This is a genomic window from Paraburkholderia tagetis (assembly GCF_022213065.1).
Classification (GTDB): Bacteria; Pseudomonadota; Gammaproteobacteria; order Burkholderiales; family Burkholderiaceae; genus Paraburkholderia; species Paraburkholderia tagetis.
In genome coordinates this window covers 21,874-48,783 of sequence record NZ_JAKLJA010000019.1, presented here as the reverse complement: position 1 = coordinate 48,783, position 26,910 = coordinate 21,874, and the positions used below count along the sequence as shown (strand labels likewise).

Here is a 26,910-nt window from a genome sequence, read left to right as displayed (position 1 = left end):
GAGCCGGATGCATTGCGCGCGCCGCACGGTTTGCGTGTCGCGCGCCGCCGTTACTGCATACGCGGCGCAAGCGCCTGCGGTTCCTCGATGTCGTGGGGATTGCCCGTTTGCTCCGTCGCGTCCATCGCCGGTTTCGCGATGGGCTTGACGATCAGCGGCGCGCGCAGGTCGCGCGCCATCGTCTCGAAGGTGGGGCGCATCTGCGTGAAATCGGCGGGACTGCAAACGTCGCTCGAAAAATGCGTGCGGCCCGTGCGCATCACGCGCAGCACGTTGGCGTTCGTATCGAGCGTGTACTGCGAGCGGTAGTCGATCAGCGTGGTCGCGGCGTGTTGCGGCGAGGGCATGTCGAGCACGCGCAGCCCCGGCGGCAACGCGATGCGTGTGCGCTCGGTCACGACCACGTTGCGGCACACGAACGGCTGCGTGCGGCGCGGCTCGCCCAGCCAGTAGCGCAGATTCGCGTCGATCCCGCCCACGAGGCTCGTGAGCGTAGGCACGGGCGTGGTCATTTGCGGGTCGACGAAGCCGTCCAGCGTGCCCGTGAGCGTCACCACGAGCGGCCCCGACGTGGCGTCGAGCGGGCTGGACGCGAGCACGGCGTTGCCGCGCAGGTTCGCGTTGCGCAGTTCCCATTGCAGCGATTCCTCGCGCTGCGCGGGCGTTTGCAGACGCAGCACGCTGCGCGTCTGCTCCGCGGCCCAGCCTTCGGACTGCAAACGATAGATGAAGCGCGCCGAGCCATCGGGCGCGACGGTGATGTCCAGATCGCTCTCGCGCGCGGTCATTTCGGTGGCGGGCGTGCGCATGAGCGTGCCGTCGCCGGCGAGCACGGTCTCGCGGTTCATGTCCGTCGAGGGCAGATAGCCGAATTCGACGTTGTTCGCGGTGGAGTCCGCGAAGAGCTGCAAGTCGGGCAGCCAGGTGATGACATGATTGATCACACCGAAGCCCGGCACCGAAGGCAGCGTGTAGACCGTGCCGCTGTTCACGAGCGCGGGCACGTTGCGCACGCCCACGGCGTCGAGCAGCGCGCCATAGAGCGCGACGTGGTCCTTGCAGTCGCCGTAGCGGTTCGCGAGCACCTCGGTCGTGCGATGCGGCACGATCTCGCCGCGCCCGACATTGACCGCCACGTAGCGGATATTGCGGCGTACCCAGTCGTAGAGCGTTTGTGCTTTCGCGCGCGGGGTGGCATCGTGCGCGGTGAGCGTTTGCGCCAGGCGCACGACGGCCGCGTTGCGCGCGCTCGGGTCGACGGCGGCTTCGCGGTAGACCTTCGCGAATGCCGCGTAATCGGGGAAGGTGGAGACCATCAGACGGTCGCCATAGCTTACGTAGGAAACCGAACCATATTCGAGGCGTGCGAAATTCGCCTTGTCGTAGCGGTATTCATGGCGCGTGCGGCCGTTCGCCGTGACTGGATCGAGCGCGGTGAAGCCGCGCGCGTCGGCGTAGAGCGGCACCTTCGCGGGCAGGTCGTAGATCACGCGGAAATTGTGCGTGGGCGCCATGTCGGGCGGCGTGAAGTCGCTGAACCAGCCGGGCACGAGCGGCACGCGCTGGGTCTTGCGCCACGTGAGATGCAGGCGCGCGCCGGGCTCGACGGCCGGGAACACGATGACCTTGTCCTGCACGTCCTGGAACATCGGGGCATCGAAGGAGCGTACTTCCTGTACATCGCGAATCTGCTCGGGTCGCACGTTGTGGCGCTGGCCCTGGGCGTCCTCGGTCCAGGCCTCCAGGATATCGACGTGCGCCATGCCGCGGTTGAACCACACGTAATACTGGCCCGCGCGCGCAATGCCCGCTTCGGTGTTGATGCGCAGCGTGAGCGTATCGAGCTTGGTATAGGAGCCGTCGGCGTTGACGGTGAACGTTTGCGTCTCGGCCTCGTTGGTGTAGGGCGCCTGGTCGGCGGCGTTGCCGACCGTGGGCGCAGTAGTCTCGATGGGCGCGGGCATTCCGGTCGCATTCGCGCCGAAGGCCGGGCCGAGGACTGCGATGCAAAGAGCGAGGGCGTGGCGCATGGCGGCGTTCCGTGAGCGGCGCGGCGGTTATGGGGACGGTTCTCGCAGGGAATTCGGCGCGATACCCTCACTTAAAAGTCGCCCTGTTTTCTTGTCAAGCGGGGGCCGCTCATAGCGGCGCGGATTGCCGCGCGGATTGCCCTGCGGATTGCCCTTGTGTGACTGGGCAACGCACGTTCGCAAGCCCGCTATGAATGTGACCAGGCCCTGGCGTCAGACGTCGCAGCTCGACCCGACGCTCGCGGCCTGTTCGCGCGCGGCCTTGGCGCCTTCGACCTGGAGGATGGTGGGCAGGGAAACGCCGTTTTTCGCGGCCGTGACTTCGGCGAGGATCGACACGGCGATCTCCGGCGGCGTGCGGCTGCCGATATAGATGCCCACGGGCCCATGCAGCCGCGCGAGCTCGGCGTCGCTCAAATCGAACTCCTTCAGGCGCTCGCGCCGCGCCGCGTTGTTGCGCCGCGAGCCTAGCGCGCCCACGTAGAACGCGCGTGTTTTGAGCGCCTCCATGAGCGCGAGGTCGTCGAGCTTGGGATCGTGCGTGAGCGCGATCACGGCACAGCGCTCGTCGAGCTTCATGTCGAGCACGGTGTCGTCGGGCATGGTGCGCACGAGCGCGGTGCCGGGCACGTCCCACGTGTCGGTGTATTCCTCGCGCGGGTCGCACACCGTCACCTGATAGTCGAGCCCCACGGCGATCTGGCACAGGTAGCGCGAGAGCTGCCCGGCGCCGATCACGAGCATGCGGTAACGCGGGCCGTGGATCGTGAGCAGGCGCGTACCGTCGAAGTCCAGGCCGTCGGTGACGCTCGCGTGGTTCAGCGTGGCCTTGCCGCTGGCGATGTCGAGCGTGCGCGCGACCAGCTCGCCGCGCTCCACGGCTTCGAGCAGCGCGCCGATGCCGGATGTTTCGGTGAGCGGCTCCAGCACGAGCTGGATGGTGCCGCCGCAGGGCAGTCCGAAGCGGTGCGCCTCTTCGGCCGTGATGCCGTACTTCACGGCCTCGGGCTTGACGATGCCGATGCCTTCGCGGCGCACGCGGTCGATCAGGTCGTCTTCGATGCAGCCGCCCGAGACCGAGCCCACCACGAGGCCGTCGTCGCGCACGACGAGCATCGCGCCCTCGGGGCGCGGCGACGAGCCCCACGTCTTCACCACCGTCACCAGCAGGGCGCGGTGGCCTTCTTCGAGCCAGCGTACGCTGGATTTCAGGACTTCGAGATCCACGCTGTCCATGATCGTTTCCTCTTTTGCGGTTCATCGCCGTCGGCACCTTCGGCGTCGGCGGCTTGTGTTGCGGATAGGTCTTGCGCCGCGGCTTCCTGCCCGGCGTCGCCGGCTAGCTGCTCGGTGAAGCGCTTGAAGAACTCGGCGGCGATCTTGCGCGCCGCGCCGTCGACGAGACGCGAGCCGATCTGCGCGAGCTTGCCGCCTACCTGCGCGCTCGCGGTATAGCTGAGCGTGGTGGCGTCCTCGCCGGCGGGTTCGAGCGTCACGCGCGCATCGCCCTTGCCGAAGCCCGCCGCGCCGCCCTGGCCCTCGAACTGGATCGTGTAGCTGCGCGGCGCGTCGATATCGGCGAGCTGCATGCGGCCCTTGAAACGCGCCTTCACAGGCCCGACAGCAGCGGTAAGGGCGACAGCATACGCGTTCTCGCCATCGGCATCGATGCTCTCGCAGCCCGGAATGCACACCTTGAGTATCGCCGTGTCGTTGAGGGCTTCCCACGCGCGCTGCTGCGGCACCGGCAGCGTGTGGCTTTCGGTCAGCTCCATTGTCTCGCTCCTTCTCTCTCAGGTGGGTCTTGCTGAATGTGTCGCGAAATGTGTCGGCGCTTGCGTTGGCGCTTGTTTCGACGATTGTGTCGACGGTTGCGGGCGCGAACGGCCGGGCGATGCGTCTTGCAGGCTGCGGCCGAACGCTTCCAGGCTCTCCAGGTTGTGAACCGGATAGTGCGCGTCCACATGCGGCAACATCGCCTGCACGCCGCGCGCCTTCGGTTCGAAACCGCGATAGCGCAGCAGCGGATTGAGCCACACCACACGATGCGCGAAGCGGTGCAGGCGCGCCATTTCCTCGGCGAGCGCGCCGCCCGGGTCGTGATCGAGGCCGTCGGTGACCATCAGCACCGTGGCACGACCGCCCAGCACGCGGCGCGCCCAGCGCCGGTTGAACTGCGCGAGCGTCTCGCCGATGCGCGTGCCGCCCGACCAGTCCGCCACCTGCGCGCTGAGCTGGGCAAGCGCGACGTCGGGGTCGCGTTCGCGCAGCGCGCGCGTGGCGTGCGTGAGGCGCGTGCCGAACAGGAACACCTGCAGGCGCTCGCGCGATTGCAGCAGCGCGTGGCAGAAGTAGAGCACGGCGCGCGAATAGCTGCTCATCGACCCGGAGATGTCGAGCAGCAGCACGAGCGGCACCTTGCGCTCGAGGCACGCGCGGTACTTCCAGACGGTCCAGTCGCCGCCCGCGCGCACGGCGTGACGTGCGCTCGCGCGCAAATCGGCATGCGTGCCGTGCGACGACGCCTTGAGGCGCCGCGTGCGCTCGGTCGCGAGCGGCAGGCGCCGCGCGCGGATCAGGTGGCGCAGCGCGCGCCACTCGTCGGCGGAAAGCGTGTCGAAGTCGCGATGGCGCAGGCGCTCTTCGGCGCTGAAGCTCGCTTGCGCGCGCAGTTCGTGCTCTTCATGAGCCGGCGGCGCGTGCGTGCCTGTGCGTGACGCCTGACGTGCTGCTAGTGCATCGGCGAGGCGATTGTTGCGGCGCGGCGGCGGCAGGGCGCCTTGCACCTTCGGCAGCAGCAGCGCGCGCAGCTTGCCCTCCCAGTCGGGATCGCGCCAGAACAGCTCGAACGCGGCGTTGAAGAGTTCGCGCTCATCGGGCGCGGCGGTGAGCAAGGCGGCCAGCGCGGCGCGCACGTCGTCGCGGCGCGTGAGGTCGATGAAGCTCAGCGCTTCGAGCGCATCCACGGCGCGCGCGCTCGACATCGGCAAGCCCGCGCCGCGCAGCACGCGCACGAAATGCACCACGTTGCGCGCGAACATTGCCGGCTGCGCTTTCTGTCTCTCGTGCGAGCGGTGCGGCGCGTGCGGCATCGGCGTCACTCCGCGAGCGCGAGCGTCTCGACGATCCGCTGCGTGTCGAGCTGCGCGAGATCGTCCTGATACTTGAGCAGCACGCCGAGGGTGTCCTGCACCGACTGCGGGTCGAGTTCGGTCACCGAAAGCGCCGCGAGGGCCCGGCACCAGTCGATCGTCTCGGCAATGCCGGGCGCCTTGAACAGATCCATCGAGCGCAATTGATGCACGAACGCCACGGCGCGGCGTTGCAGCTCGGCGCCGGTCTCGGGCGCGCGCGCCGCGACGATGGCCAGCTCGCGCGCGCGCTCGGGGTAGTCGAGCCACTGATAGAGGCAGCGCCGCTTGAGCGCGTCATGGACCTCGCGTGTGCGGTTCGAGGTGATGACGACGAGCGGCGGCACGCTCGCGCGCACCGTGCCGTATTCGGGAATCGACACCTGGAAGTCCGAAAGAAGCTCGAGCAGGAAGGCTTCGAACGGCTCGTCGGCACGGTCGATCTCGTCGATCAGCAGCACGCGGCGCGCGCCGGGATGATGCGGGTCGGGCTGCAGCGCCTGGAGCAGCGGACGCTTGAGGAGGAATTCGTCGCGATAGAGCGTGTCGCCGCGTGGCTTTTCGCCCGATGCTTCGGCCAGGCGCAGCGCCATGATCTGGCGCGGATAGTCCCATTCGTAGAGCGCGCTGGCCGTATCGAGCCCCTCGTAGCATTGCAGGCGCAGGAGCGTCGTGCCGGCGAGCGCGGCCGCCGCTTTCGCGAGTTCGGTCTTGCCTACGCCCGGCTCGCCTTCGAGAAAGAGCGGACGCTCCATCTTGAGCGCGAGAAAGAGCGCTGTGGCTAGCTCGCGGCTCGCGAAATAGCCGTGCGCTTCGAGCTGCGAAAGCGTGTGGTCGATCGTGGCGGGGAGCATGGCGGGCCTGAAAGTGGGGCAAGAGGTGCGGGCAAAAGCGATGAAAAAGCGCAGACAAAAAGCGCAGACAAAAAGCGCATGGGCCGCCCGCTCGCGCCACGCCACGCGCGGGCGGCCGTAGAGGCCGCGTCTAGCCGAGCGCCTTAGTCACTGCTCGCGCCGCGAGTATCGGGATCAGATGCGCGCGGTACGCCGCGCTCGCGTGCAGATCCGTGTTGAGCTCGTCCGGCGCGATGCTTACCGCGCGCGCCGCCGCAGGCGTGAAGCTCGCCTTGAGCGCATCCTCGAGCCCGCTCGCGCGGAATACCGAAGACGCCGCGCCCGTGATGGCCACGCGCACATCGGGAGCGCCCGCCGACCCATCCGCGAATTGCGCGATGAACACGCCCGTCAACGCGAAATGCGAAGCCGGGTTGTTGAACTTCTCATAGGCGGCGCGCTGCGGCACCGGAAACTCGACCGCGACGATCAACTCGTCGGGTTCGAGCGCGGTCTCGTACATGCCGAGGAAGAAGTCGTCGGCGGCAATCCGGCGGCGGTCCGTCACGACCGTGGCGTTCAGGCCGAGCACGGCGGCGGGGTAGTCGGCGGCGGGGTCGTCGTTGGCGAGCGACCCGCCCAGCGTGCCGAGCGCGCGCACCTGGCGATCGCCGATGCCCGCGGCCAGAAGCGCCAGAGCCGGCAGCGTGGCCTGGATCTGCGCGTTCGCGGCGACATCGGCATGGCAAACCGCCGCGCCGATCTTCACCACCTTGCCGTCCACCTCCACGGTCTTGAGCGCGGGAATGCGCGTGACGTCCACGAGCGTCGAAGGCTGCGCGAGGCGCAGCTTCATCGCCGCGAGCAGGCTCTGGCCGCCCGCGAGGAATTTGGCGTCGGGGTCGGCATTGAGGGTCTTCACCGCGCCTTGCGCGTCGCTGGCGCGCTGGTAGTCGAATGCATACATGGTGCGCCTCCGCTCAAGGTTGTTGTGATGACTGCGTGGATTGGGCGGCCTGGATCGCCTCCCACACGCGATGCGGCGTGGCCGGCATCTGCAGATCCTTCACGCCGAGGGGGCCCAGCGCGTCGAGAATCGCATTGATGACGGCCGGTGGCGAGCCGATTGCGCCTGCCTCGCCGCAGCCCTTCACGCCGAGCGGATTGTGCGTGCATGGCGTGCCCTTGGCGGTCTCCACCGTGAACGAGGGCACATCGGACGCATGCGGCATCGCGTAGTCCATATACGAGCCCGAGAGCAACTGGCCGCTCTCGTTGTCGTAGACGCAGCGCTCGAGCAGCGCCTGGCCGATCCCCTGGCCGAGCCCGCCATGCACCTGGCCTTCGACAATCATCGGATTGATGACGTTGCCGAAGTCGTCCACGGCCGTGAAGCGCTCGATGCGCGTCTCGCCCGTCTCGGGATCGACTTCCACTTCGCAGAGGTACGCGCCCGACGGATAGGTGAAGTTGGTGGGATCGTAGAACGCGCTTTCGTCGAGGCCCGGTTCGAGCGTTTCGAGCGGATAGTTGTGCGGCACATAGGCCGAGAGCGCGATTTCGGCGAAGGCCTTGGTACGGTCGGTGCCCGCGACACGGAACACGCCATCGGAGAATTCGATGTCCTCCACGCCCGCTTCGAGCATGTGCGCGGCGATCTTCTTCGCCTTGGCTTCGATCTTGTCGAGCGCCTTCATGATGGCCGAGCCGCCCACCGCGATCGAGCGCGAGCCGTAGGTGCCCATGCCGAACGGAATGCGCGCGGTGTCGCCGTGCACGATGTCGATTTGCTCGATGGGCACGCCCAGACGCTCGGACACCACCTGCGCAAAGGTCGTCTCGTGGCCCTGGCCGTGGCTGTGCGAGCCCGTGAAGACCGTGACCGATCCCGTGGGATTCACGCGGATCTCGCCCGCTTCGAAGAGGCCCGCGCGCGCGCCCAACGCCCCTGCGATATTCGACGGCGCGAGACCGCACGCCTCGATGTAGCACGAGTGGCCGAGGCCGCGCAGCTTGCCGTTCGCCTTCGATGCGTCGCGCCGCGCCGGATAGCCATTCACGTCGGCGAGTTCGAGCGCGCGAGACAGGCAGGCCTCGTAGTCGCCGATGTCGTAGGTGAGGCCCACGGGCGTGGCGTAAGGGAAGCTCGTGATGAAGTTGCGGCGGCGGATTTCGGCCGGATCGAGGTTCATCTCGCGCGCGGCGGTTTCCACCAGACGCTCGACCACGTAGGTCGCCTCGGGGCGGCCCGCGCCGCGATAGGCGTCCACGGGCACCGTGTTCGTGAACACGGCCTTCACCTCGGCGTAGATCGCGGGCGTGGTGTACTGGCCCGCGAGCAACGTCGCGTAGAGGATGGTGGGCACGCTGGAGGCGAAGGTCGAGAGATACGCGCCCATGTTCGCCGTGGTGTGCACGCGCATGGCGAGGAACTTGCCGTTCTTGTCGAGCGCGAGCTCGGCCTTCGTCACATGGTCGCGGCCATGGGCGTCGGAGACGAACGACTCGCTGCGCTCGGCGGTCCACTTCACCGGGCGGCCGATTTTCTTCGCGGCCCAGGTGAGCGCCACGTCCTCGGCATACAGAAAGATCTTCGAGCCGAAGCCGCCGCCCACGTCGGGTGCGACGATGCGCAGCTTCGTCTCCGGCAGCCCGAGCACGAACGCGGCCATCAGGAGGCGCTCGACGTGCGGGTTCTGGTTCGCCACGTAGACCGTGTAGGCGTCGTCGTGGCGGCGGTAGCTCGCGTTCACGGCGCGCGGCTCGATCGCGTTCGGGATGAGCCGGTTGTTCACGATGTCGAGCGTCGTGACGTGCGCGGCCTGGGCGAAGGCGGCGTCGGTGGCGGCCTTGTCGCCGTGGCCCCACGTGTAGCAGGTGTTGTTCGGCACGCCGTCGTGCACGAGCGGCTGGCCCGCGTCGGCCGCATGCGCGGTATCGACGCTGGCGGGCAGCTCCTCGTAGTCGACTTCAACCTGCTCGGCGGCGTCCTTCGCGGCCTGCATCGATTCGGCGATCACGAGCGCAACCTGGTCGCCCACGTGGCGCGCCTTCTCGTGCGCGATCACGGGATGCGGCGGCTCGTGCATGGGCGTGCCGTCGATGCTGTGGATGAGCCAGCCGCATGGCAGGCCGCCCACGTTATCGGCGGCGAGGTCCGCGCCGGTGAAAACGGCCACTACGCCGGGTGCAGCCTTGGCCGCGCTGGTATCGACGCTCTTGATGCGCGCGTGCGCATGCGGCGAGCGCACGAACACGGCCCAGGTCTGTGCGGGCAGCACGACATCGTCGGTGTACTGGCCCGCGCCGGTGAGGAAGCGATAGTCTTCCTTGCGCTTGACCGAGGCGCCGATCATGCGGGGCGTTTGGGAGTCGGGTGCATTCATGGTGTTTGCTCCCTTACGTTGCCGATGCGGCCGACGTGGCCGGTGCAGCCGCGCCGGCGCGCATGCCTTCGGCGCCCTCGAGCACGGCCTTCACGATGTTGTGATAGCCCGTGCAGCGGCACAGATTGCCGTCGAGACCCGCGCGCACGTCGGCTTCGGTGAGACCCGGCTTTTCGGTGGCGAGCGCGATGGCGCTCATCACCATGCCCGGAGTGCAGAAGCCGCACTGCAGGCCATGGCATTCGCGGAAGGCCGCCTGCATGGGGTGGAGCGTGCCGTTGCCGCTGTTGTTTGCGCTGTTGTTTCCACTCGCGGCGGCGAGCCCTTCGATCGTGGTCACGTCCATGCCCTCGCACTGCACGGCGAGCTGGTTGCACGACTTGATCGCGCGGCCGTTGAGGTGGACGGTGCATGCGCCGCATTGAGCGGTGTCGCAGCCGACATGCGTGCCGGTGAGGCGTAGCTGCTCGCGCAGGAACTGGACTAGTAGCGTGTGGGGTTCGACTTCGGCGGTCACGGGCTTGCCGTTGACCGTCAGGCTGAGACTGATCGCCATTGACTGTCTCCTCTCGACCAGAGTTCGAGCGTCGTGCTCTGGTCCCATGCAAAGTGATGGTAGGGACCGGCCTGGGCCCGCATTCACCTGTTGCCCCGCTGGTGCCGCCTGCTGTCTTTCGCCCAGAATGCATCGCGCAACGGGCACGATGCGTCTGCCGCGCGCGATGGCGGGCAGGCTGGACGGAAACGGGGACGAGGGTCCGGCTGGTGCTTTGCTGTTCAGTGATGCCTGGTGGTGCCTGGTGACGCCTGGATAGTGCGAGGTGCTGCGATAACGATGCCGGGACAGTAAAGCACACTTTGCCGATTCGCGCTGCGCGGGCTTTTACCGTTTTTCAGCCGTCTTTTAACTGTGGCGCACGATGCAAAACGGCCCGCGCCGGAGACCGGTGCGGGCCGTTGCAGTGCAGCGAAAAGCGCAGCGAGACAATGCGCCACAAAGCATGGCACAGCGCGCGGGTGAGCGCGCCGTACGGGCGCTTCAGTGGTCGTGTGGATGATGCGCGAGGCGCGAATGGCGGCGCGAGTAGAGGAAGTAGATCGCAAGACCGATCACCAGCCACACCACGAACGCGACCCACGTGATCCACGCGAGATTGAGCATGAGGAACAGGCACGAGGCCACCGCGAGGATCGGCACGACCGGCACGCCGGGGCAGCGGAACGCGCGCGGCAGGTCGGGGTGCGTGCGGCGCAATACGAGCACGGCGATGGAGACCATCGAGAACGCCGCGAGCGTGCCGATGTTGATGAGCTCGGCCAGCACATTCAGCGGCACGAGCGCGCCGATCAGGCCGAAGAAGATGCCGACGAGCCACGTGGTGAAGAACGGCGTGGCGTAGCGCGGATGCACCTTCGAGAGCTTCGCGGGCAAGAGGCCGTCGCGCGACATGGCGAAGATGATGCGGGTCTGGCCATAGCTCATCACGAGAATCACGGTGAGCATGCCAAGCACGGCGCCAAGGTCGATGAAACCGGCGACCCACTTCTGGCCGGCCACTTGCAATGCGTACGAAACGGGGTGGGCGATGCCGGCGAACTGCTGCCAGGGCACGATGCCCGTGACGACCGCCGCGACAGCCACGTACAGCACCGCGCACACGATCAGCGACGCGATGATGCCCACGGGCAGGTCGCGCTTCGGATCCTTGACCTCTTCGGCTGCCGAGGACACCGAGTCGAAGCCGATGAACGCGAAGAACATCACGGCGGCGGCGCCGAACACGCCGTCCCAGCCATGCGGCATGAACGGATGCCAGTTCGCGGGCGTCACGTGGAAGGCGCCCACGGCGATCACCAGCAGCACGACCGTGACCTTGATCGCGACCATGACGTTGTTGATGCGGGTGGACTCGCGCACGCCAATGGAGAGCAGCGCCGTGATGACCATCATCACGAGGAAGGCGGGCAGGTTGAAGAGCGTGAACGAACCGGGCACGGCGCCGGGCGCGGCGGTGAGGACCACCGGCAGCGAGACGCCGAAGCCCGAGAGCAGCGACTGCAGATAGCCCGACCAGCCCACCGAGACCGCCGAGGTCGCGAGCCCGTATTCGAGCATCAGGTCCCAGCCGATGATCCAGGCGACCAGCTCGCCGAGCGTGGCATACGAGTAGGTGTAGATCGAGCCGGCCACGGGAATGGTCGAGGCGAACTCGGCGTAGGCGAGCGCCGCGAAGCAGCAGGCCACGGCGGCGATGATGAACGAAAGCATCAGCGCGGGGCCGGCCTGCACGGCGCCGGTGCCGGTCAGCACGAAAATGCCGGTGCCGATGATTGCACCGACGCCGAGAAAGGTGAGGTCCAGTGCGCCGAGAGTCTTCTTCAGACCGGCGCCTTTGGCGCTCGCCTGCAGCATGTGTTCGACGTTCTTCTTGCGAAAGAGGGACATTGGGCGGGGAACTCCAGATAAAACGCAGGGCAGCAACGCAAACGCGAGGGACGCAAACGCGCGCTCGTGCCGCTTGTGCCGCTCGTGACAATTCGTGTTTTTATGCCGTACGGCAGGGAAACCCGCAATTTTAGCGGATTGGGGCCAGCCAGCCGGTCGAGCAGGGTCGGGCGCGAACCCGATCCGGTGCGGGGCGGCGGTTGATTCCGCCGCAAAGCGGCGCAAGCGCGTGCATTCTTTGCACGAACCTGGCCGAAAAGGCGGAACTCATTTCCAGATCAACGGCTTATGGCGAGAAGGCGTCTTCGTGACACATTCTTTGCGCCGCGCATAGGGCAGGCCAGTCGTGGGTTGCGAATACGGCCTGGCCGGGCGCGACCTGGGCGGTCGGCCAGGTGCGTCCCGCTTGCTTCCCGCTTGCTTCCCGCCCGAGCCCGTGCGGCGTGCGCGGGCTCAGAGCCCCGGCGCGGGCGAGAGATCGACGAGCCGGTTGCTCATCACGTAGAAGGTGAGCTCGGCGTTGTTGGTGAGCTTCATCTTTTCCAGCAGCCTCGTGCGATAGACGCTCACCGTCTTTACCGAAAGCGAGAGCGTGCGCGCGATGTCGGTGAGGCGCTTGCCCGAAGCGAGCATGCAGAGCGTCTGGTATTCGCGGTCGGAGAGCTTTTCGTGCGGCAGTTGCTCGCCGTCGACGAGCACGTAGTCGGCGAGCGCTTCGGCCATTGCCGGGCTCACGTATTTACGGCCGCTCGCGACCTGCTGGATCGCCACGATCATCTGCGCGGCGTCCACCGTCTTCGAGAGATAGCCCGCCGCGCCCGCCTTCAACGCGCGCACGGCGTACTGGTCTTCGCGATACATGGAGAACATCAGCACCGGCACGCGCGGCGCCTTTTTCTTCGCGCGCTTGAGCACTTCGATGCCGTTCATGTCGGGCAGCGAGATGTCGAGCAGCGCCACGTCGCAGGCGTGCTTCGCGATGGCGGCGAGCGCTTCGGCGCCGCTTTGCGCTTCGATCACTTCGCTCGCGACCCCGCGATCGATCAGCAACTGGCGCACGCCCTGGCGCACCACGGCGTGATCGTCGACGAGCAGGATGCGCAGGGTCATGAGCGTGCGCCTTGCACGGGGTTCGGCGTCAGTCCGGCAGATGGGCGCGAAAGCAGCGTCTCCCAACGGAAGCGCGCTTCGACGGTCGTGCCGGGCCGGGCTGGATCGGCGGCTGCGCGGCGGGGTGCTGCGTTACTTGCAGTGCGCAGCGTGCCACCGAAGGCGGCGCAGCGCTCGCGCATCCCGGCGATGCCGTAGGCGCTGCGGCCATTAGCGCCGCCTTGGCCGCCCTGGCCGCCCTGGCCGTTCGGCGCGGCTTGCCCGCACTGCCGCCTGGCGCGCCGTGCGGCTTCGCGCGAGAGGCCCACGCCGTCGTCGATCACGCTCACGATCAGCTCGCTCGGCGTGCAGGTCAGCCGCACCTCGACCTGCGTGGCCTGGGCGTGGCGGGCGACGTTGGTGAGCGCTTCCTGCGCGACGCGGAACACCGCGAGCGCGGCCTCGGCGGGCAGACGCGCGAGTCGCGCTTCGTCGTCGCGGGCGAATCCGTTGATGTGGGGCGTGGCCTGCGAGCAGGCGATGAAGCGTGCGGCAAGCCCGGTGCGCGAGGCGAAGCCGCGCGTCCAACTGGCGAGCGCGGCGACGAGGCCCGCATCCAGCTCGGGCGCGTGCAGCCCGTCGAGCACATGACGCACGGCGTTGGCGGCGCAGTCCAGCGAGCGCATGGCGAGCGCGAGCGCCTCGGCGCATTGAGGCGGCGCATCGGCGGGCAGCCAGGTGTGGATGTTCGCGAGTGCGAAACGCGTGGCCGCCAGTTCGGCGCCGACGCTGTCGTGCAGTTCTTGCGCGAGCCGGTGGCGCGCGGCCTCGTCGGCGCGGACGCGCGCCGCGCCGGATGCGGCAATCCGCTCCTGCACGCGCGCGATGGCGTCGTGCGCCACGCGTGCGCCTTCGGTACTGGCGAGGAGGGGCAGGCCGCGCGCCGCGTAGGCGGCACGCGTGCCTGGCGCATCGGCGCGAGGCACGCTCGCGTCAAGCGCGGCGCGATTCGACATGTCCATCCATCCCCCGTTATTGCCCGTTCAGAAAGCGGTCCTTTTCTGTTCTTGCTTGCGCGATGGAGCATTCCCGCGCGACGACGCCCTTTGCGTTATCCACAGCACGGCGCAGCGTAACGAAATTTACATTCGGTAACAACCTGGACTTGACCCGGTTACGCGTTCCGACAGACCGATATTGCGGTCGCGATAATAGCTGAAAAATTGTGAAACTTCAGTCAGGACAATACTTAGCGACGAAAGCTCAGAAACAGTGTGAAGTTGGCCGGCGCTCGTTTTGTAGGAAAAACACTGACACGGACACTACGCGAATTCTGCGAAAAATGTAACCGCTGGCACCGCGTTGCGCGCGGTTTCTTGACGTGCTGCGATTGCGTGGCAAGCGGTAAACAAAAAAAACCGGAGCGCGAGGCTCCGGTTTTTGTCGAGCGGGCCGGTGGTTCCGGCCGACGGCGCGGGCTTTTAGCCCACAAACGCCTTTTCCACGACGTAGTGGCCCGGCTGGTTGTTGCTGCCTTCCGTGAGGCCGGCCTTTTCGAGCAGGGCGACGGTGTCGCGCAGCATGTGCGTGCTGCCGCACAGCATGATGCGGTCGCGCTCGGGCGTGAACCCGGGCAGGTCGAGGTCGGCGAACAGCTTGCCGGTGTCGATCAGTTCGGTGATGCGGCCACGGTTATCGAACACCTCGCGCGTCACGGTCGGGTAATAGACCAGCTTCTCGCGCACGATCTCGCCGAGGTACTCGTGCTCGCGCAGTTCTTCGGTGATGAATTCCTTGTACGCGAGTTCGTCGACGAAACGGCAGGTGTGCGTGAGCACGATCTTCTCGTAACGGTCGTAAATGTCCGGGTCCTTGATGATCGACATGAACGGCGCGAGGCCCGTGCCGGTCGAAAGCAGCCACAGGACCTTGCCGGGCAGCAGGTTGTCGGCTACCAGCGTGCCGACGGGCTTCTTGCCGATCAGAACCTTGTCGCCGACCTTCAGGTGCTGCAGGCGCGACGTGAGCGGGCCGTCCGGCACCTTGATGCTCAGAAACTCGAGATGCTCTTCATAGTTCGCGCTCGCGAGCGAGTACGCGCGCATCAGCGGTTTGCCTTCGACTTCGAGGCCGACCATGGTGAACTGGCCGTTGTCGAAACGCAGGGCCTGGTCGCGCGTGCAGGTGAAGCTGAAAAGCGTGTCGGTCCAGTGGTGGACGCTCAGAACGGTTTCTTCGGTGTGTTTGCTCATGGTTCCTGATGATGCGAAACAAGGTCCGCCGGACGGGGGCGTTCCTTCCGGCCGCGCATGACAGGGCATGACGGACTCGGTTTGACGATGCGCGGCGTGCGCTTTCCTGGGCGGTTGCCCATGCGTGCGCTTTGCGTTCCCGCTTTGCGACCCACGTTGCTTCCGCTTCTGTTCCCGCTTGTATTCCTGCTTTGTGCCCCGCTTTTCGCCAGCTTGCCAGCCGTCCCATTGCGAACGAGGCGCAGTCCGTTATTTTACCGCGAGCGTGCCTCGTGGGCTGTGCCGCGTCTAACGGGAGTGGTCGACCTGCTTGCGCGAGGTGTCGCGAGGTGCCGTGCCTGGCGCCTGCATGGCCCACGTGTGCGGGCCATGATGCGACAAAGCGGGCTTCGGCGGGATGCGGCGCGAGGGCGCGAACCTGGGAGTCCGGCAGCCCTTCGGACGGGCGGGTTTGGCCCGTGGGGGCATGCGCGCTTGCCGCGGGCGGCACGCGCTCGAACACGACGCATGCCGCTCGAATCTTTGTGCGAATGATACCGGAAGGTCTGTCGGGCCGCAGCAGAGACCCTGCTGGCGGGGGCAGATTCGGCGTGCGACGGCGTCGGATCTGCGCCATATAGTCGCACCTGGGCAGGGCTTGCCGTCTTGGCGCGTTTGCTGCGCTTGCTGCGTTTGCGCGAGAGGTCGGCGCGCCGGGATCAGCGATCGGCGGCGAGCTTTGCGGCGAGACCGATCAGCGCCGCGCCGCAGAACGCGTCGATGGGGCGGCGCAGCCGCTTGTAGCCGCGTTGCGTGCGATGGTCGGCGAACAGGAGCGCGAGGCTCGAGTGATAGCCGAACGACATCGTCGCCACGAGCGCGAGCGCCGCGCCGTAGAACCACAGTGGCGGATGAGCAGGAAAGATCGCCGCGAACACGCTGGTCCAGAACACGCAGGACTTCGGGTTCGTGAGGCAGGTGAGAAACCCCGCACGCCACGTGCGCAGCCAGGCGCGCCGGTCGGGCGGCGGCAGCGGGGTAACGGCTGCGTTTCCGGTGGAGCGGGTTGCGTTGGCGGTATCGGCCGTGTTGGCGGCATCGACGGCATCGGCCGCCTTTGCGTCGCGGCGCGCGCCCGAGCGCAGCAGCTTGATGCCGAACCAGAGCAGATAGAGCGCGCCGGCGACGCGCACGCCGTGATAGAGCCACTCGATATGTTGGAGCACCGCCGCGAAGCCCAGCATGGCGAGCGCGGCCCAGAGCGTGGAGCCCGTGCCCACGCCAAACGCCGAGGCGATGCCGAGGCCGCGCCGTCCCGCGAGCGAAAGCTGCGTCACCATGAAGAAGTTCGGGCCCGGGCTGACGAGCGCGAACAAATAAACGATGGCGATCTGGAGCAGCGTGGCGAAGAGGTGCATGCGAAGCCCGGCGGGAAGGGCGCACCCCAAGGGCGCGCAACGCGACATATTAGCGCGATTGCGTCTGCCATTCGTGGGGGATTGCTGGCGGTTGCGGCGCCGCGGGATGAGGCACGCCCCGCCGCGTCATTCGAGCCGCAGTCGCGCCATGTACGGCAGGTGATCGGAGAGCCAGGCCGTCTCTTGCGCGGGCTGGATCAGCTCGACCGGTTGCAGGCCGCGCACGAACATTTTGTCGAGCGCAAGGGCGGGCGAGAACGCCGGAAACGTGCGCGCCGGTTCGCCGAGCAGCGTCGCGACTTCTTGCAGGCCGTGCTCCGCGAAGAGCGGCACCGAGTCGTTGCGCCAGTCGTTGAAGTCGCCCGCGAGCACGAGTGGCCCTTGCGGCGCTTCCTTGGCGATCCAGTGCGCGATCCAGTGCATCTGCCGCAGGCGCGCGCTGCGCGTGAGCGCGAGGTGCGCGCACAGCAGCGTGACCGACTGGCCCGCCACGCTCGCGCGCGCGACGAGCAGGCCGCGCCGTTCGAAGCGGTGCGCCGAGATGTCCCAGCGGCCGCCCAGGTCGAGCGGATGCGGCGAAAGGATGGCGTTACCGTGCCGCCACGAAGGCTTGAACACGTTCGGCCCGAGCGCGATTTGCAGCTCGAGCGCGTCGGCGATTTCGGTGGCCTGGCAGTGCCAGACATCCGCGAGCGGGTCGCCGAGCTCGGCACCGAAGGTCGAGGAGAGGATCGGCTGCGGCAGACGCCGCGCCATCGCCTCCTGAAGGAACCAGGCGTCGGCGTGGGTGGACTGCACCCAGCGCCGCATCGCCTGCCAGGCCTGGAAGCCAAGCGGTGAGCGGCCCTTGTGCAGGTTCCAGCTCACCGCGACGAAGTCCCGGGTGTTGGCCGGCACCGCGTCGATGAGGGGTTGTTCGAGGTTTCGCATGCGCTTGTTACAACGAGTTCTTACGACAGTTTCGTTCGGATGGCAGATCGCGCTTCGGTTCAGCTCAGTTTAGAACCGATGCTTCCTGGCGGCGCTTCAGCGCTTCAGCGCTTCAGGGCTGCTGGGACGGCGGCGCGAGGCTTGCGCGCACCCGGTACGCAAGCGAGGGGTTCTTGTCGATGATCGGCCAGCTGACCCATTGACCGGCGGGCACCACGAGCCCCGGATGGTCGGCGTTCACCTGACGCGGCTGAGGCGGCAGCTTGCAGCCTGACGGGCTTTGCCGCGCGACGTCGTCTTCGAACGTCTCGTGGGCGTCGATCGAGAGGATCGATTCGGTCGGATTCGCCCGCAACGGCGAGACCGTGATGGTGCGCTGCAGGTCGATGCTGCCCGCGGGCTGGTCCTTGCAGCCGACCCGGTGCGAGACCACATTGTGATGGGTATCGGTGCGCGCCTGGCCGACCGTGGTCGTGCCGTTGAACGAGTCGATCAGCTGGCCGTCGCGGATCACCTGCAGCGTCCAGTTGACCACGGGTTGCACGCCGGGTTGCGCGTAGGGCTGCGGCGCGGCACCCGGTACTGGCGGTGGGGCGGGTACGGGTGCTGGCTGCGCATAGGGTCGCGGTGCTGGCGCCGGCGGTGGTGCGGGCGGTGGCGGCACCGCGGGGCGCGGCGCTGGCTGCGCGTAGGGCTGCGGTGTGGGTGCCGGCTGCGCGGCGGGCGCGGGCGTCGGTGCGGGTGCCGGCGTTGGTGCCTGCGTTGGCGTGGGCTGCACGGCGGGTTGCGGTGCGGGTTGCGGTGCGGGGGCCGGCAGTATCGGGGGTTGCGGCGCCGCTCCCGGCTGCGTGACAGGTTGCGCGGGTTGCACGTTCTCGTGCGGAGCGGGTTCATAAGCTGGCTCATAAGTCGGCTTGTGAACGGGCTTATGAGGGTTCTTGTGAACGGGGTGCGGGGCAGGCTTCGATGCTGCCTTGGGCGCTGGGGTTGGGGCTGCCTGCGGTGCTGCCTTGGGCGCTGGAGCCGGGGTTGCCTTCGGGGCTGGCTGAGGTGCTGCCTGCGGTGCTGCTTGCGGCGCTGCCTGCGGTGCGGACTGCGGGGCCGGCTTCGCCGCCGGCTGTTGGGCGGGCTCCGCGGACGGGGCCGGAACGGCGTGTACCACCGGTTGCGAGGCCGAATTCGCGGGCTGCACCACGCCCTGCGTCTGTGTCTGCGCGTTCGCGTTCGCGGTCGCGAACGCGGCAGCAGCGGCGAACAGGGTTGCGGCGAGGCAGTTCTTCAACAACGTCATATGGGCAGGCTCCATGCTCGCGTGCCTTGCGAGTCGGTTGTGCGGGCTCGCAACGGCGGGGCGGGTTCCTTATGACCTTCGATCCTATACCGGGTTCGCAAACACCGGACCGCAAGCATCGATTCAAATGAAGACGACGCAACGATGCTTCAACGGGTTAGTGTGTGACTATTTGTAATATAGGGGCAACAACGGAGTATTTCGAGGTCTATTTCCGAAGGGATTGTTATTTTATCTGCAACGATGATCGATCTGTAATGGGTGCCACCCATCGAGGCCCCCATCGATAGTCCGAGCTTGCCCCGGCGCTTGCCCAATTCAGCGCGCGTGCGCAATGGGTGGATTTACGCGCATATCCGGTACGTATTCGATACGAATCCGCCCTGCGCGGGGTCTACAATTTTTCTTATGGCGGCGTCAGGGAGGCGCCGCTGCCTTATTCGCCGGATGCGGACGCGAGCGACATGGATCAGATCGAATGTGTGGTGATTGGCGCGGGCGTAGTGGGCCTCGCCGTGGCGCGCGCGCTGGCGGCGCGCGGACGCGAAGTGATCGTGCTGGAGGCCGCCGATGCCATCGGCACCAGCACCAGTTCGCGCAACAGCGAGGTGATTCACGCGGGGCTCTATTACCCGCGCGGCTCGCTCAAGGCGACCCTGTGCGTGCGCGGACGCGAGATGCTGTACGAGTACTGTGCGGCGCGCAACGTCGCGCATGCGCGCTGCGGCAAGCTGCTCGTGGCCACGACGCCGGCCCAGGTCGCGCAACTCGAAGCGATTCTCGCGCGTGGCAAGGAAAACGGCGTATTCGATCTCACGCGCGTCAACAAGACGGAGGCGCTAGCGCTCGAGCCGGCGCTCGAATGCGTGGCGGCGGTGTACTCGCCGCAAACCGGCATTGTCGACAGCCATCAGTTGATGCTGGCCCTGCAAGGCGACGCCGAGCGCGAGGGCGCCGTGATCGCGCTCAAGTCGCCGGTCGAGTCGGTCGACGCAAGCACGAACGGCTTCGTGATCAAGACGGGCGGCGACGCGCCCACCGAAATCCGCGCGGCCTGCCTCATCAACAGCGCGGGGCTGCACGCGACCCGGATCGCGAAGCGCATCCGCGGGCTCGATCCGCGCCACATCCCGCCCCTTTACCTCGCGCGCGGCAATTACTTCAGCGTCTCGGGGCGCGTGCCGTTTTCGCGCCTCATCTATCCGATGCCGAACGAGGCTGGGCTCGGCGTGCATCTCACGCTGGATCTCGGCGGGCAGGCGCGTTTCGGTCCCGATGTCGAGTGGATCGATTCGATCGACTACGATGTCGATCCGCGTCGCGCCGAAGCCTTCTATGCGCAGATCCGCAGCTACTGGCCAGGCTTGCCCGACGATGCGCTGCAACCCGCCTATGCGGGCATCCGGCCCAAGCTCTCGGGCCCGGGCGAGCCTGCCGCCGACTTCGTGATCCAGGGCGGCGCGGCGCACGGCGTGCGTGGGCTCGTGAATCTGTTCGGTATCGAGTCGCCGGGGCTCACGGCTTCGCTCGCCATCGCGCAGCGCGTGTGCGAGGTGGCCGGGCTCGCCTGACGCGCAGAATTTTTTTGCCAGCGCTTCAATCGCCACACCTCTTGCCCGCTCTCTGCGCGAGGCGCCGCCCGGCTGGCGGCGCCCCGGGGCGTGCCCCATCGTTTACAAGATGCGAATCGCTTATCTCCGGAATTCCTGATGCACGCGTGGCGGCTTCGTTGTTATTCTTCTCGCCACGCCGTCGGCAGAACGGTGTGCCCACAATATTGGAGTACTGCTCATGAAATCGTCCCGCCGCAGCTTTCTGATCTCGAGTGTTGGCGTTGCCGCAAGCGTCGCGCTGTCGCGCCAGGCTTTCGCCGATGCGCCGAAGGTCGGCGAATCCGAACCCACCGCCCAGGCACTCGGCTACAAGGCCGACGCAACCAAGGTCGACAAGGCCAAGTTCGCGAAGTACGCCGCTGGCCAGGATTGCAGCAACTGCACGTTCTATCAAGGCAAGGCCACCGACGCCTACGCCGCATGCCCGATGTTCCCCGGCAAGCAGGTCTCGGGCAAGGGCTGGTGCAGCGCCTACAACAAGAAGGCCTGACGCGCCTGAGCAAGAGCCCGGGCCGTCAGCGGCAGACGGGCTCGAAGCCGGGCGCGCGCCGCATCGATGCGCGCGCACCGGCTTCGCCAGGGCCGGCCTGAGTGCTGGCTTGTATGCTGGCCTGGAAGTTGGCTTAGACGCGCGCCATCAGCAGAGGCGGCCGCCGTCCGAACCACGGGCGCGCCGTTTCGAGCTGGGCCGCGAGGCGCAGCAGCAAGGCATCGTTGCCTTCGCGCGCCGCGAATTGCACACCAATCGGCAGACCGCGCGCATTCCACACGAGCGGCACCGACATCGAAGGCTGCCCCGTCAGGTTGAACAACTCGGTGCAGCCCGCCCACGCGAATGCCTTGTTCGCGGATTCCGTCAGCAGTTTTCTCATTAGCGCATCCACCGGCATCGCCGTGACGGCGCGCATCTGCATGCGCTCCGAAGACGTCGGCTTCAGCTCGCCAATCTTCACCGGTGGCGCGGCCAGCGTTGCGCACAGGATCACGTCGAAACGCGTCATCAGGTCGGCGATCTGGGCCGTGATGCGCTGCTGCGTCTCGAGCGCGGCGGGCAGGGCGCGCTCGCCCAGCTTGCGGCCGATGTGCGCCATCGCCCACGTCGCGATCTCGAAGTCCTGGCGGCGTGGCTTCGTGCCCGTGATCGTGTGGGCCTCGAGCACGTATTTCTCGGCCACCACCGACCACAGCATCAGGAACGCCTCGCGTGCCGCCGCGAAATCCACGTTGAGCTTCACCGGCTCCACGTTGTGCCCGAGCGAGGCGAGCAGCGCGGCCGCGTCGTCGAGCGCTTCGCGCACGTCGGGCGAAAGCGCATCGGCGAAAAGCGGATCGGCGATGAAGGCGACCGCGAGCGGCTTGCCGCCGTCGAGCGGCTGGCGCGCCGCCGCGAGAAAAGTGCCCGGCGCGCCAGGCGTGCGCGCGGCGTCGCCGGCGAGCAGGTCGAGCATGAGCGCGCTGTCGCGCACGCTGCGCGATACGGCGAAGTCGACGCCCAGCCCGCCCGGCGAGGGCGGCACGTCCGAAGGCGGCTGGTTGCCGCGCGAAGGCTTCAGGCCGAAGAGCCCGCAGCACGACGCGGGAATGCGGATCGAGCCGCCGCCGTCCGAGGCGTGCGCGAGCGGCACGATGCCGGCCGCGACCGAGGCGGCCGCGCCGCCGCTCGAGCCGCCCGGCGTGTGATCGAGATTCCACGGATTGCGGCATGGGCCGAACAGCTCGGGCTCCGTGTAGGGCATCTGGCCAAGCTCCGAAGCGCTCGTCTTGCCGAACAGATTCAGGCCCGCGGCGCGAAAGCGCTCGACCACGGGCGCATCCGCCGCCGGCACGTAATGGCGGTAGTGGCGGCTGCCCAGCGTCATGCGCAGCCCCGCGACCGCCGCGCCCAGATCCTTGACGAGGAACGGCACGCCCGCGAGCGGCCCCTGCGCGAGGGCATCGACGCCGTTGCCGCCCGCCTCGATGCGCAGCGCGCGCTTGCGCGCAGCGTCGTAGTCCTTGAGCACGATCGAATTGATCGCGGGATTGGCGGCCTCGGCGCGCGCGATCGCGGTGTCGAGCAACTCGCGTGCGCTCACTTCGCCGCGCTGCACGAGTTCGGCAAGGCCGATGGCGTCGTATTCCAGATAGTCGGACTGCAAGGCGCGCACTCCTTGGGGGCGTCGTTGGATTCGGCGAGCCGATGGCTCGACCGCTCGACCGGCGCTTCGGCGCATCAAGTGCAATGAAACGAAAGCGGCCATTGCAGCGATTCTGCCGCAATGGCCGCTTCCTGTGCCTGGCTTGCGCGTATGCCGTGCGAACGAGCTTCTCGCGCGCTGGATGTTTTAGAGGCTTTGCGCGAGGAACGTGAGCGTGCGGCCGTGCGCGAGCGCCGACGCGTTCTGGTTGTACGACGCGCGCACCGAGCAGTTGAAGCCGTGATCGGCGCCCGGGTAGATATGGAATTCGGCGTTGTCGCGGCCGGCGAAGCGCTCCTTCACCTGGCCCACCGCGTCGGGCGGAATGCCGTGGTCGAGCTCGGCATAGTGGAAGAGTATCGGCTGCTTGATCTTGTCGGCGAGATCGAGTTGTGTGTGAATGCCGCCGCCGTAGTACGAGACCGCCGCGTCGATCGAACGCGACCCGGTCGACCCGCTTGCCGCAGCCATGTACGCGAGCCGGCCGCCCAGACAATAGCCGATGGCGGCGACCTTGCCCGCGCACTCGGGCAGCTTGCGCAGCGTGTCGGCTGTCGCCGCGATGTCCTCGACGACGAGGTTCATGTCGGTTTTCTTCATCAGCTCGATGCCACGGTCGCGGTCTGCGCCCACGTAGTCGAGTTCGACGCGCGGCGCGGTGCGCCAGAAGATGTCGGGGGCGATCGCCACATAGCCATCGAGCGCGTATTGCTCGACCACATCGCGAATGTGGCCATTCACGCCGAAGATCTCCTGAATGATGACGATGCCCGGGCCCTTGCCGCCTTGGGGCAGGGCGAGATACGCGCCGAAACTTTCCTTGCCGGCGGGAATGTCGATCCACTTGGTCGATACGCTCACATTGCTCTCCTTCTTCGCGAATGGGGTGGTGCCGCTAATGCCGCTAATGCCGGTGATGCCGGTGATGCCAGTGATGCCAGTGATGCCAGTGATGCCAGTGATGCCGCTGACGGCGGTAATACCTCGAGGCCTGTCACTGGGATTACCGGCTCCGGAACGGGGGAGCCAGTTTGCCACGCCACTGCGGAGCCTGCAGCGCGCTTCGCGCAGTCGTACTTTCTCGATACGAGAAAACCCTGGCGCGCGCAACGATTCTTCTACGCGACGAATTAATCGAGGGCTGACTTTAATTTCGGGCTAATCTCGATGCGTAAGGGGGTGAACTCGAAAAGCAAACGTTATCGTGTCGCGGCCGCGCATTTCGCATGCCTCGCATAACTCGCCAAAAATCCCGAAAAATATTCTGGCGCACCCTGGAAAAGGCTTTCGAAAAGATTGCAAACCTCTTCTCCAGCCCTTGCGGCGCAAGGCTTGCCGGCCAATTGATCAGGGTTTCGAAGTACTCGGGTGAAAGCCTATTGGTACTCGCCCCGATATCTGAAAAAAATCCTCCAAATTAATTTGATCACCTACACTTGCGCGCAAGTATGGATGGGCGGTCTGCCATGAGCGGGCTTTTCGCCATACGGGCCAGGTGCATCAAGGATGCATCCTGCGTGGTCGTCCGCACGGGGAAGCGACACGTTCGGGGCGCGGGAGCACAGGGCGATTACGTTGCTTTTGGGTTCGAAACTGGAGACTTACATGAATATCAAGCTTCACAAGCTGTTGCCGATCAGCGCGGCAGTCGTTATGTTCGCGACTTTTGCAACGGCATCCAGCGCAGATGAAGTGGTCAAGATCGGCCACGTCGCTCCGCTGACGGGCGGGATCGCACACCTCGGCAAGGACAACGAAAACGGCGCGCGCCTCGCTGTCGAGGAAATCAACGCGAAGGGCCTGACGATCGGCGGTCAGAAGATCACCCTCATGCTCGACGCACAGGACGACGCGGCCGACCCGCGCACGGCCACGCAGGTTGCGCAGAAGCTCGTCGACGACAAGGTCGTCGCGGTCGTGGGCCACCTGAACTCGGGCACCTCGATTCCGGCTTCGAAGATCTACAGCGATGCGGGCATCGTGCAGATCTCGCCGTCGGCCACCAATCCGGCCTACACGCAGCAAGGCTTCAAGACGACTTATCGCGTGGTGGCGACCGACGCCCAGCAGGGTCCGGCGCTCGCGAACTACGCGGCCAAGACCATGAAGCTCAAGAGCGTGGCGATCGTCGACGACTCGACGGCTTACGGCCAGGGTCTCGCGAACGAGTTCGAGAAGACTGCCAAGTCGCTCGGCATGAACGTGCTCTCGCATGACGCGACCAACGACAAGGCCGTGGACTTCCGCGCCATTCTCACGAAGATCAAGGGCGAGAACCCCGACGCGATCATGTACGGCGGCATGGACGCCACCGGCGGCCCGTTCGCCAAGCAAGCCAAGCAGCTTGGCCTGCGCGCGAAGGTGCTCGCGGGTGACGGCGTCTGTACCGACAAGCTGGCCGACCTCGCCGGCGACGCGACCGACAACATCGTGTGTTCGGAAGCGGGCATGGCGCTCGAAAAGATGCCGGGCGGCAAGGCGTTCGAGGCGAAGTTCGAGAAGCGCTTCGGCCAGCCGATCCAGATCTACGCGCCGTTCACGTATGACGCGGTGTACATCATCGTCGACGCAATGAAGCGCGCCAACTCGACCGATCCGGCGAAGATCCTCGCCGCCATGCCGAGCACCGACTACAAGGGCGTGATTGGCGAGACGACCTTCGATTCGAAGGGCGACCTCAAGCACGGCGTGATCTCGCTGTACAACTACAAGGCGGGCAAGAAGTCGCTGCTCGACGTGGTGAAGATGTAATTGCGCTTTGCGCCGCTTCGTGCGGTGCGCTGCGTGGTATCACGTGAAAAAAGCCCGTGGGTTTTCGGACCCACGGGCTTTTGATTTTGATGGCTCAATCTTTCGACGGATGCCGTCAGCCTCAAACCCCCAGCCGCCTGAGCACCTTCGGCCCCGTGAACGCCACGAGCGCGGCGCATAGCGCGACGACCGCGAGCCCTACGGTGAGATTCGTCACCTGGGTGATGCCGCCGATCACCACCGGGCCGAACAGCAGCCCGAAGTAAGCGATGCCCGCCACGTGCGCGAGGCCTTCGGCGGCATGGATGCCCTTCACGCGCGCCGCGGCGGCGAACAGCACCGGCATCATGTTCGCGAGGCCGAGGCCCATGAGCGTGAAGCCCGTGAGCGCGGAGAACGAAAACGGCAGCAGCAGCGCGCCGATCATGCCCGCGCAGGCGAGCGAGGCGCTCACGAACACGAGCTGCGGCGCGCCGAAGCGTGCGCGCACGGCGTCGCCCGCGAAGCGCGCGGCGGCCATGCCGCCCGAGAACGCCGCGTAGGCGGCGCTCGCCAGCGCGGGCGTGGAGACCACGACGTCGCGCATATAGACCGTGGCCCAGTCGTACATCGCGCCTTCGGCGATCAGCGCGATGAGCGCGATGCCGCCCAGCGCCCACAGCGCGGGCGTGCGCCAGCGGTTGCCGGTTTTGGCGTGCTCGCCGTGGGTGGCGTGCGGCACGTGGGGCAGCACGGCGGGGCACGACACGAACAGCACGAGCGCCGCCACCAGCGAAGTGAGCAAGAGATGCAGCGCGGGCGCCATGCCGCGCGCGAGCAGTACGCCGCCGATGGCCGCGCCGGCCATGCCGCCCAGGCTGAACATGCCGTGCAGCGCGGACATGATCGGCCGGCCGATGGCCTCCTCGACGGCGCTCGCCTCCGCGTTCATGGCGACGTCGAGCGTGGCCATGCCCACGCCGAACGCGGCGAGCACGACGAGCAGCATCCAGTAGTACGGCACGACGAGGATCAGCGCGCCGCACACCGACATGGTGAGGCCGCCCGTCAGGCAGGCGCGGCGTGTGCCGGCGCGCGCGATCCATCCGCCGAGGATCGTCATGGCTGCGATCGAGCCGCCCGCGACGGCGAAGAGGGCGTACGAGAGCAAGGCCGCGCTCAGATGGAACTTGTCGCGCACCGTGGGCACGTGCACGCCCCAGGACGCGTACATCATCCCGGCGATGAAAAAGAGCGCCATGGTCGCGATGCGTGCGCGCTGGCGGGTGGCGGCGGGCAGCGCACGATGGACGGCGTGGGGCGGTACGGCGAGGGTCGGATCGGAGGGGCGGTCGGACACGGGAAATCCTGGCGTTGGGCAGCAGCGCAGCCGATTGGAGGCGAATGGGCTTAATCGGCCCAGTCGAATCAAGCGGCTCGGTTGAATCAAGCGAATCACGCGAATCAAGCGAATCAAGCGATTCGGAAAAGACTCGCGAATCAGCTTTTTGAAAGGCAAGCGGAAATTCTAGCGAAGGCGCGCGCGGGCTGCTCGCGGCGGCCCAGCCTGCTCTAATAGTGAAATGGCGCAACGCAGGCCGCCGG

20 protein-coding genes and 1 pseudogene are annotated in these 26,910 nt (G+C 66.9%); 3 read left to right on the top strand and 18 right to left on the bottom strand.

Going from position 1 to position 26,910, the window contains the following annotated elements; translation table 11 throughout:
* Nucleotides 1–50: 50 nt before the first annotated feature.
* The 15 genes and pseudogenes from L5014_RS21280 to L5014_RS21210 form a co-directional block, all read right to left on the bottom strand.
* On the bottom strand, nucleotides 51–2,030 hold the full coding sequence (locus L5014_RS21280; RefSeq protein WP_420800111.1) for a DUF3857 domain-containing transglutaminase family protein: 1,980 nt from the start codon (nucleotides 2,028–2,030) through the stop codon (nucleotides 51–53).
* Between the two features lie 213 nt (nucleotides 2,031–2,243).
* A complete protein-coding gene (locus L5014_RS21275) occupies nucleotides 2,244–3,266 on the bottom strand; it encodes an XdhC family protein (RefSeq protein ID WP_238465720.1) in 1,023 nt (340 codons plus the stop codon).
* Complete coding sequence (locus L5014_RS21270) at nucleotides 3,239–3,805, bottom strand: SRPBCC family protein (RefSeq protein ID WP_238465719.1); 567 nt, start codon at nucleotides 3,803–3,805, stop codon at nucleotides 3,239–3,241. Before L5014_RS21270 ends, L5014_RS21275 begins: the two co-directional genes overlap by 28 nt.
* 18 nt (nucleotides 3,806–3,823) lie before the next feature.
* Nucleotides 3,824–5,122 carry a vWA domain-containing protein gene (locus L5014_RS21265; RefSeq protein ID WP_238465718.1) on the bottom strand — a complete coding sequence of 433 codons (1,299 nt, stop codon included), beginning with the start codon at nucleotides 5,120–5,122 and terminating at the stop codon, nucleotides 3,824–3,826.
* A 5-nt stretch (nucleotides 5,123–5,127) separates the two neighbouring features.
* Nucleotides 5,128–6,015, bottom strand: a complete 888-nt coding sequence (locus tag L5014_RS21260; RefSeq protein WP_238465717.1) for an AAA family ATPase — start codon at nucleotides 6,013–6,015, stop codon at nucleotides 5,128–5,130.
* A 130-nt stretch (nucleotides 6,016–6,145) separates the two neighbouring features.
* The gene (locus L5014_RS21255; RefSeq protein WP_238465716.1) at nucleotides 6,146–6,961 is read right to left on the bottom strand and encodes an FAD binding domain-containing protein; all 816 of its coding nucleotides are present in this window, start codon (nucleotides 6,959–6,961) and stop codon (nucleotides 6,146–6,148) included.
* Between the two features lie 13 nt (nucleotides 6,962–6,974).
* Nucleotides 6,975–9,380: a xanthine dehydrogenase family protein molybdopterin-binding subunit gene (locus tag L5014_RS21250; protein ID WP_238465715.1), complete on the bottom strand. Its 2,406-nt coding sequence runs from the start codon at nucleotides 9,378–9,380 to the stop codon at nucleotides 6,975–6,977.
* A 13-nt stretch (nucleotides 9,381–9,393) separates the two neighbouring features.
* A complete protein-coding gene (locus L5014_RS21245) occupies nucleotides 9,394–9,936 on the bottom strand; it encodes a (2Fe-2S)-binding protein (protein WP_238465714.1) in 543 nt (180 codons plus the stop codon).
* Nucleotides 9,937–10,419: 483 nt separating this feature from the next.
* Nucleotides 10,420–11,826, bottom strand: coding sequence for a branched-chain amino acid transporter BcaP (locus tag L5014_RS21240; RefSeq protein WP_238465713.1), 1,407 nt, complete (start codon nucleotides 11,824–11,826; stop codon nucleotides 10,420–10,422).
* A 453-nt stretch (nucleotides 11,827–12,279) separates the two neighbouring features.
* Complete coding sequence (gene rqpR / locus L5014_RS21235) at nucleotides 12,280–12,936, bottom strand: response regulator transcription factor RqpR (RefSeq protein ID WP_238465712.1); 657 nt, start codon at nucleotides 12,934–12,936, stop codon at nucleotides 12,280–12,282.
* Nucleotides 12,933–13,931: a sensor histidine kinase gene (locus tag L5014_RS21230; protein ID WP_238465711.1), complete on the bottom strand. Its 999-nt coding sequence runs from the start codon at nucleotides 13,929–13,931 to the stop codon at nucleotides 12,933–12,935. The genes rqpR and L5014_RS21230 overlap by 4 nt, the downstream gene beginning before the upstream one ends.
* A gap of 465 nt (nucleotides 13,932–14,396) precedes the next feature.
* Nucleotides 14,397–15,167: a ferredoxin--NADP reductase gene (locus tag L5014_RS21225; protein WP_238465710.1), complete on the bottom strand. Its 771-nt coding sequence runs from the start codon at nucleotides 15,165–15,167 to the stop codon at nucleotides 14,397–14,399.
* Between the two features lie 698 nt (nucleotides 15,168–15,865).
* A complete protein-coding gene (locus tag L5014_RS21220; protein WP_238465709.1) occupies nucleotides 15,866–16,564 on the bottom strand; it encodes a LysE family translocator in 699 nt (232 codons plus the stop codon).
* Between the two features lie 126 nt (nucleotides 16,565–16,690).
* A complete protein-coding gene (locus tag L5014_RS21215) occupies nucleotides 16,691–17,494 on the bottom strand; it encodes an endonuclease/exonuclease/phosphatase family protein (RefSeq protein WP_238465708.1) in 804 nt (267 codons plus the stop codon).
* A gap of 112 nt (nucleotides 17,495–17,606) precedes the next feature.
* Nucleotides 17,607–18,035: pseudogene (locus L5014_RS21210) on the bottom strand (hypothetical protein); the annotation flags it as partial.
* A gap of 1,214 nt (nucleotides 18,036–19,249) precedes the next feature.
* Here L5014_RS21210 and L5014_RS21205 point away from each other — a divergent pair.
* Nucleotides 19,250–20,356 carry an NAD(P)/FAD-dependent oxidoreductase gene (locus L5014_RS21205; protein WP_238465707.1) on the top strand — a complete coding sequence of 369 codons (1,107 nt, stop codon included), beginning with the start codon at nucleotides 19,250–19,252 and terminating at the stop codon, nucleotides 20,354–20,356.
* A gap of 220 nt (nucleotides 20,357–20,576) precedes the next feature.
* Entirely contained in the window at nucleotides 20,577–20,888 is a 312-nt protein-coding gene (locus L5014_RS21200) for a high-potential iron-sulfur protein (protein ID WP_238465706.1), read from the top strand.
* 133 nt (nucleotides 20,889–21,021) lie between these two features.
* Here L5014_RS21200 and L5014_RS21195 read toward each other — a convergent pair whose 3' ends face one another.
* Together L5014_RS21195 and L5014_RS21190 are read right to left on the bottom strand one after the other, a co-directional pair.
* Nucleotides 21,022–22,536 carry an amidase gene (locus tag L5014_RS21195; protein WP_238465705.1) on the bottom strand — a complete coding sequence of 505 codons (1,515 nt, stop codon included), beginning with the start codon at nucleotides 22,534–22,536 and terminating at the stop codon, nucleotides 21,022–21,024.
* A 186-nt stretch (nucleotides 22,537–22,722) separates the two neighbouring features.
* Nucleotides 22,723–23,436 (bottom strand): dienelactone hydrolase family protein, encoded by a 714-nt coding sequence (locus L5014_RS21190; protein ID WP_238465704.1) that lies wholly within the window; start codon nucleotides 23,434–23,436, stop codon nucleotides 22,723–22,725.
* Nucleotides 23,437–24,180: 744 nt separating this feature from the next.
* Here L5014_RS21190 and L5014_RS21185 point away from each other — a divergent pair.
* Nucleotides 24,181–25,326 (top strand): branched-chain amino acid ABC transporter substrate-binding protein, encoded by a 1,146-nt coding sequence (locus L5014_RS21185; protein ID WP_238465703.1) that lies wholly within the window; start codon nucleotides 24,181–24,183, stop codon nucleotides 25,324–25,326.
* A gap of 121 nt (nucleotides 25,327–25,447) precedes the next feature.
* Here the strand turns inward: L5014_RS21185 and L5014_RS21180 are convergent, their stop codons facing one another.
* Nucleotides 25,448–26,665, bottom strand: coding sequence for an MFS transporter (locus tag L5014_RS21180; RefSeq protein WP_420800110.1), 1,218 nt, complete (start codon nucleotides 26,663–26,665; stop codon nucleotides 25,448–25,450).
* Nucleotides 26,666–26,910: the final 245 nt, after the last annotated feature.

Excerpts from the sequence above, each read along its gene's own strand:
- L5014_RS21220 (WP_238465709.1), bottom strand. The coding sequence starts at position 16,564 with ATGCACCTCTTCGCCACGCTGCTCCAGATCGCCATCGTTTATTTGTTC.
- L5014_RS21260 (WP_238465717.1), bottom strand. The coding sequence starts at position 6,015 with ATGCTCCCCGCCACGATCGACCACACGCTTTCGCAGCTCGAAGCGCAC.
- L5014_RS21280 (WP_420800111.1), bottom strand. The coding sequence starts at position 2,030 with ATGCGCCACGCCCTCGCTCTTTGCATCGCAGTCCTCGGCCCGGCCTTC.
- L5014_RS21200 (WP_238465706.1), top strand. The coding sequence starts at position 20,577 with ATGAAATCGTCCCGCCGCAGCTTTCTGATCTCGAGTGTTGGCGTTGCC.
- L5014_RS21255 (WP_238465716.1), bottom strand. The coding sequence starts at position 6,961 with ATGTATGCATTCGACTACCAGCGCGCCAGCGACGCGCAAGGCGCGGTG.
- L5014_RS21185 (WP_238465703.1), top strand. The coding sequence starts at position 24,181 with ATGAATATCAAGCTTCACAAGCTGTTGCCGATCAGCGCGGCAGTCGTT.
- L5014_RS21275 (WP_238465720.1), bottom strand. The coding sequence starts at position 3,266 with ATGGACAGCGTGGATCTCGAAGTCCTGAAATCCAGCGTACGCTGGCTC.
- L5014_RS21225 (WP_238465710.1), bottom strand. The coding sequence starts at position 15,167 with ATGAGCAAACACACCGAAGAAACCGTTCTGAGCGTCCACCACTGGACC.
- L5014_RS21215 (WP_238465708.1), bottom strand. The coding sequence starts at position 17,494 with ATGCGAAACCTCGAACAACCCCTCATCGACGCGGTGCCGGCCAACACC.
- L5014_RS21240 (WP_238465713.1), bottom strand. The coding sequence starts at position 11,826 with ATGTCCCTCTTTCGCAAGAAGAACGTCGAACACATGCTGCAGGCGAGC.
- L5014_RS21245 (WP_238465714.1), bottom strand. The coding sequence starts at position 9,936 with ATGGCGATCAGTCTCAGCCTGACGGTCAACGGCAAGCCCGTGACCGCC.
- L5014_RS21265 (WP_238465718.1), bottom strand. The coding sequence starts at position 5,122 with ATGCCGCACGCGCCGCACCGCTCGCACGAGAGACAGAAAGCGCAGCCG.
- rqpR (WP_238465712.1), bottom strand. The coding sequence starts at position 12,936 with ATGACCCTGCGCATCCTGCTCGTCGACGATCACGCCGTGGTGCGCCAG.
- L5014_RS21230 (WP_238465711.1), bottom strand. The coding sequence starts at position 13,931 with ATGTCGAATCGCGCCGCGCTTGACGCGAGCGTGCCTCGCGCCGATGCG.
- L5014_RS21270 (WP_238465719.1), bottom strand. The coding sequence starts at position 3,805 with ATGGAGCTGACCGAAAGCCACACGCTGCCGGTGCCGCAGCAGCGCGCG.
- L5014_RS21250 (WP_238465715.1), bottom strand. The coding sequence starts at position 9,380 with ATGAATGCACCCGACTCCCAAACGCCCCGCATGATCGGCGCCTCGGTC.
- L5014_RS21205 (WP_238465707.1), top strand. The coding sequence starts at position 19,250 with ATGGATCAGATCGAATGTGTGGTGATTGGCGCGGGCGTAGTGGGCCTC.